The sequence below is a fragment of the Fluviicola sp. genome, assembly GCF_030151805.1.
Classification (GTDB): Bacteria; Bacteroidota; Bacteroidia; order Flavobacteriales_D; family Crocinitomicaceae; genus Fluviicola.
This window is the reverse complement of sequence record NZ_JASLCN010000311.1, coordinates 1-6057: the sequence shown is the minus strand read 5'-3', so window position 1 is coordinate 6057 and position 6057 is coordinate 1. Positions and strand designations below refer to the sequence as shown.

The following is a 6057-nucleotide window of genomic DNA, read 5'->3' as shown; positions in this document are numbered from 1 at the left end:
ATCAACCTTTCTTGCGCTATCACTTCAAAGTAAGTTAGGTGATTTGACTAACGGTACATTTGAAAATAGAGTGAAAATTATAGATTTTCTATTTTCAGATTTGTCAAAGCAGTCAAATATTCCTAAAAAGAATATCATAAATACTAAATCAAATTTAAGATTTGAAGTGTTAATTGAGATTTTATTCATATTAGATTTAGATGATGCACATATTCATTCACAAGAAAGCTTAATCAATGATTTAGTAGATACAAGAAATCATATTGCCCATGGAGAGTACAAACTTGTAAATTACAATATTTTCGAAAGCCTTTTGAACGATACAGTAGCCTTAATGGAATACCTAAAAACAGCCATAGAAAATAATGCTATTCAAGAAAAATACAAGAAAAGTATCAGTGTCTAATCATCTCGATTTTTGATACAAAATAGAGTAATAATAAAAAAGCCGCCAATCTTTCAACCAGCGGCTTTTCTATTTCATATCAGTAAAGATTACTTCACCAATTTCATTTCATTGATCAGGTTTGTAGCACCGTAGCACTTGTCGATCAACCATAACGTGTAACGAACATCCAAAGAGATTGTACGTTGAATGTTCGGTTCGAAATAGATGTCACCGGACATTGCTTCCCAGTTTCCGTCAAACGCCGTTCCGATCAACTCACCGTTTGCATTGATCACCGGAGAACCGGAGTTCCCTCCTGTAATATCGTTGTTAGAAAGGAAGTTTACAGGTAATTTTCCGTTAGAAGCATACTGACCGTAATCTTTTTTCTGCCACAATTCCTTGATACGAGGATCAACCACGAATTCAGGATTGGAAGGATCTTCTTTCTGCATCACACCATCCAATGTAGTGAAGTAGTCGTAATGAACAGCATCACGCGGATCGTAAGCCAATACATTTCCGTAAGTCAAACGCATCGTTGAGTTTGCATTCGGGTAGAATTTCTTGTTTGGCTGCATTTCACGTACTCCTTTTACAAAAGCACGGTTTGCAACTGTCAACTTCGCATTGGCGCTTTTCACAGCGTCCTGCCCCATCGCAGCCTGGTAAGCATTGTCCAAATCCTTGATCAGGATGAACAATGGGTCCTGGCTCATTTTCGTTGCATCGAAGTTTTTCATGAATTCTTCAAAGCGCTCTTTCGAAGCAAATACAGAATTTGCTTTCACACGACTCATAAATGCCGCAACACCGTCTTCACCGATAGATTTTGTGATTCCAACCTGTTGGTTCATAGGAACATCGCGGATGTACATTTTCAATACCTCCTCCAATGTTTCCAATTCGATATCCATCGAACGCTCTGCGTAAATTTCTGCAGCAGTTTCTTTCGCCGCCTCCAAAATCATATTGTAACGCTCTTCGTTTCCAGCATTTTTAGCATCCAAAGCCAATTTGTACAAGTAAACAACCGAGTTGATATCTACCTGGCGAACGAATTCACTTTGGTACACTTTAATGTAAATGATATCATTAGTAGCTTTAAATGCCGATTCAATATCCGAAAGTACATTGTTGTATTCTGCTTTACCAGCCGTAAATTTGGTAAATTCTTCTTCTACTTTACGCTTTTTGTCAGCAACATTGTTTGCCTTCAATTGTTTTGTCTGACCGATGAAGTATTTCCAGTAGTTCGCAACTTGTGCATATTTGGATGAATAATGCAAACGAACCGCTACATCTTTATCCATGTATTTTTTCATGATTTCCAGTTTCTTCGCACGGATATCAACGATTTTAGGCTGCTCCAAAGAAATTGCCTGATCCACACCGTAAGAAGTCAAATAACGGTTTGTTCTTCCGGGGAATCCCATGATCATTGCATAATCTCCTTGTTTTACACCTTTCAAAGAAATAGGCAATGAATGTTTTGGTTTCAACGGAACATTCGCATCGCTGAAATCTGCCGGTTTGTTATCTGATCCTGCGTAAACGCGGAACATCGAGAAATCTGCCGTATGACGAGGCCATTCCCAGTTGTCAGAATCTCCACCGAATTTTCCTGCAGATTGAGGAGGTGTTCCTACCAAACGTACATCTTTGAATGTTTCTTTTACGAACAAATAGAATTCATTTCCATCGTAAAAATCACGTACAAATGCTTCGTAATGCGTTCCTGCAACAGCATCTTTCACCAGGATATCCGTTACTTCTTTGATTTTCTTAGCACGCTCTTCAGCAGTCATTTTCGGATTCAATTCTTTCGCAACCTGTGCTGTCACATCTTCCATACGAATCATGAACGTAGCCGTCAATCCTTTTACAGCGATTTCTTCTTTGAAATTCTTCGCCCAAAAACCGTTGTCCAGGTAGTTGTGCTCAGGAGTTGAAGCACCCGCAATCGCATCATATCCACAGTGGTGATTTGTCAAAATCAATCCCTGGTTGGAAATGATCTCACCGGTACAAAAACCTCCGAAAGAGATTACTGCATCTTTTAATGACGATTTGTTAATGGAGTAAATTTGCTCTTGAGTTAACTTCAGACCATGCTTTTTCATGTCCTCGTAGTTTCTTCCAATCAAAAATGGAAGCCACATTCCTTCATCTGCACGAGCAATGTTCCCCATCGAATAGGTCAACAAGACTAATGCGAGTACTATTTTTTTCATTCTTTAGATTTTATTTAAAAGAGCGCTAAAGGTAACAACTTTTTAACGCGAATGATTGACCGTTTGTGTATTTTAAATTGAAAATGCAAAATTGAAAATTGAAAAGAAAAAGCTTTTGATAAAAAACAAGCGTTAGCGCAGTTTACTTATCAATTTTACATCTTCAATTCTCAATGAACCTTGATTTCATCCAGGAACAACCAGGTTTGATTTCCTTTTCCCAAATGCCAATCCGGGCACGGACCGTAGTTTTCTACTGTAAAACGGATAAATTTGCAGGAAGTCGGAGCAATTTCAAGGGTAATTTCTCCTGTTTTCGCAACTTCATTCTCCTTTACAGTTATTCCGGCTGCTTTACCCATTTTTTTAAAGTTTACACCATCATTCGAAACTTCAACAAAAATGCTTTTCGGAGGGAAAATCCATGATTTCAAATCCTGCAAATAAGAAACCTGAATAGTCGAAACTTCTTTTGCTTCATTTAATTCGATCACACCTTCTACATTCTTTCCGTTGAATCCCTGCCATTCCGTTCCACGGTATTCGTCCGTTCCTTCCTGACCATCAACCAAAGCCTGTGAACCTCCACCGGCATATTGATTCGCATAGTCGGTCGATAAGGTAATCTTTTTGTCTTTGACGTATTTTACGAATTCCGATTTCACTACTTTACTTTCAGCACCGTCTTCACGAACCACTTTCGCGTAAACTGTTGCCGTTTCATTCAAAAGAATATTCTTTCCTCCCTGTTTGTAAAATGGCTGGAATTTTTGTCCGTCCAGGCTGTAGTAGATCTTCCCTTTTTCGAAAAACAAAACATCCATCCCGACCTCCATCTGTGTTTCAAACGTCGTTTGATTCGTGGTGAAAAACGGTACAGGAACAAACCCGGGATTCACTTCATTGCGCAAATCCAATTCATAATTTGCAATCTGTTTATTTGGTTTTGGTCCCATTTTAATTTCGAGAATACCACCGTTCGCGATCATATCATGTGTAATGAATAACTTCTGATACGCAGCTCCGTTCCAGGTAATGGATTGGATGTATTTATGCTCCGGGGAATTATTCAAAGCGCTGATCTCAAAATTTCCTTTCTCACCGAAAATCGTGACATGATCCATCAACGGGCGACCAATTGCATAGGTGGGGCTTCCCGGAGAAACCGGATAAAAGCCCATCGAACTCAACACATACCAGGCCGACATTTGTCCGCAATCTTCATTTCCTGAAAGTCCGTCCGGTTCGTTGGTATAAAACGTTTTCAGAATCGTATCGATGAAAAACTGTGTTTTCTCCGGTGCACCACAATAATTATAAGTATACGCCATGTGGTGCGACGGTTCATTTCCATGCGCATATTGCCCGATCAATCCGGTAATATCCGCCTGTTCTCTTCCCGACATAGAAGAAGATCCAAGGAACATGGTATCCAGGAAATTCACCATTCCTTCGTTTCCTCCGTGCATATCGATCAATGCCTGAATGTGCTGCGGAGCTGCTAATGAATATTGCCAGCCGTTTGCTTCCGTAAAGTGATGATTGACTTCATTCGGTCTGAAAAAAGGAAGAAAAACGCCTTCTTTTCGTGGTTGAAAGAAACGGGTTTCCGGGTGCATCAGGTTCATCCAGTTTGCAGACCGGATCTGATACTTTTTTGCAATATCTGCTTTCCCCAATTTCTCAGCAAACCTGGAAATACACCAATCATCGTAGGCATATTCCAATGTTTTGGAAACGGATTCCGCCTGTGAGTTTGCAGAAATAAAACCGATTTCTTCGTATTGCTTTTTGCCCAGCTGATCTGCCGTACTTGAGGCAATCATTGCTTCCAGTAAACCTTCCGGATTATTCAGCGGAATTCCTTTCAAATAAGCATCCGCGATCACCGAAACCGAATGATAACCAATCATACAATTGGTTTCATTATTTGAAAGTGTCCAAACAGGAAGCAAGCCCGTATTCTTATATTGCTGATAAAACGATTCTACAAATGCAGGCACTTTCTTTGGTTGCGTGATCGTGTAAAGCGGATTTGCCCCGCGATACGTGTCCCACAAGGAGAAAACCGAATACAAGGGAATGTCCGATTCCTTGATTTCGTTATTGAACGTTCTGTATTTACCATCCACATCCGACCAAAGCGACGGATGAACATAAGCATGATAAAGAGCCGTATAAAAATTCGTCAATATGGTTCTGTCGGAAGTTTCTACCTGGATTTTCTTCAATTCCGTATTCCAGGCAACCTGCGCTCTTGAACGGATCAAATCAAAATCAAAGGTATTCAATTCTGCTTTCAGATTCGAAACGGCTCCTGCTTCATTGGTTCCGGAAATTCCTACACGAACGGAAATCTCTTTCACTCCGTCCGGAAATTCCATCACAAACAGGTAATTCCCGTTCTTTTCGTCCTGAATCCATTTTGTTTTTTTGAACGGAATGGAGGTTTCCAGGCTGAAGTACAGGTGCTGATTCGTTGCCCAGGCTTCCGAAATGCGCTTTCCTGTTACGGAATTTGCCCCGGTTTTGGTTGCTGAAACATCCAGCACCCGATCTCTGTATCCCAAATCAATTAGAATGTATCGTTTTCCTTTCGGATCGGAAAATTGGTATCTGTGAAGCGCACAACGAAGTGTTGCCGTTAAATCTGCCGTAATTCCATTCTCCAATTCGACATGATAATATCCCGGCAGCGCTTTTTCTTTCGAATGACTGAATTTCGATCCGAAACCGGCAGCTTTTTGATACCCGGGAATCGTATTTAATTTTCCTTGTTGCGGAACTAACAACACATCTGCATAATCCGGAACTCCTGTTCCACTTAAATGCGTGTGACTAAATCCGTAAATAAGCGAATCGGAATAATGATAACCACCGCATCCGTCCCAGCCCTCATAACGCGTATCCGGTCCTACTTGTACCATTCCGAACGGAAGAACCGGTCCGGGAAATGTATGTCCGTGGCCGCCCGTTCCTACAAACGGATTCACATATTGAGTGGGATCTACCGCTCTTTTCACAGCTTTGTTCTGAGTAATTTTCTCTCTGGCTAAATCTGAGCTTTGTTTCAATTCCTGGATTTGGGAAAATGCAGAAAATGAAGTCAGTAGAATGGATAAGGCGATGGTTCTTTTCATATGCTATTTTTTTATCGCGTTCCAGAACATGGAAGCCGCAGTACCTAAAACAGCAGCGTTCATATCGTGTAAAGCAGAATTTCGGATTTCAATATGTCCTTTGTAAATCTGAAGCAGGTTTTCCTCCATGTACTTTTTCACTTTCTCCGAAAAATACGCCCCGCTTTGAGCCAATCCTCCGAACAATACATACGCTTTCGGATTGGAAAAAGCCGCAAAATCAGCCAATGCCATTCCAAGCATTTCGGCCGTATAATCAACAATTTCACAGGCAAAATCATCTCCGGAAGAAGCA

The 6057-nt window shown here is 40.6% G+C and carries 4 protein-coding genes; 1 reads left to right on the top strand and 3 read right to left on the bottom strand.

All coding sequences use genetic code 11. The features are described 5' to 3' along the window. Nucleotides 1-406, top strand: a 406-nt coding sequence (locus Q1V93_RS11985) for an MAE_28990/MAE_18760 family HEPN-like nuclease (RefSeq protein ID WP_300664985.1), incomplete at its 5' end; no start/stop codon positions are given. 89 nt (nucleotides 407-495) lie between these two features. Here the strand turns inward: Q1V93_RS11985 and Q1V93_RS11980 are convergent. The 3 genes from Q1V93_RS11980 to Q1V93_RS11970 all read right to left on the bottom strand — a co-directional run. After that, the gene (locus Q1V93_RS11980; RefSeq protein WP_300664983.1) at nucleotides 496-2622 is read right to left on the bottom strand and encodes a S46 family peptidase; all 2127 of its coding nucleotides are present in this window, start codon (nucleotides 2620-2622) and stop codon (nucleotides 496-498) included. Between the two features lie 170 nt (nucleotides 2623-2792). Continuing rightward, nucleotides 2793-5762, bottom strand: a complete 2970-nt coding sequence (locus Q1V93_RS11975) for a GH92 family glycosyl hydrolase (RefSeq protein WP_300664981.1) — start codon at nucleotides 5760-5762, stop codon at nucleotides 2793-2795. Between the two features lie 3 nt (nucleotides 5763-5765). Next, nucleotides 5766-6057, bottom strand: a 292-nt coding sequence (locus tag Q1V93_RS11970; protein WP_300664979.1) for an ROK family protein, incomplete at its 5' end; no start/stop codon positions are given.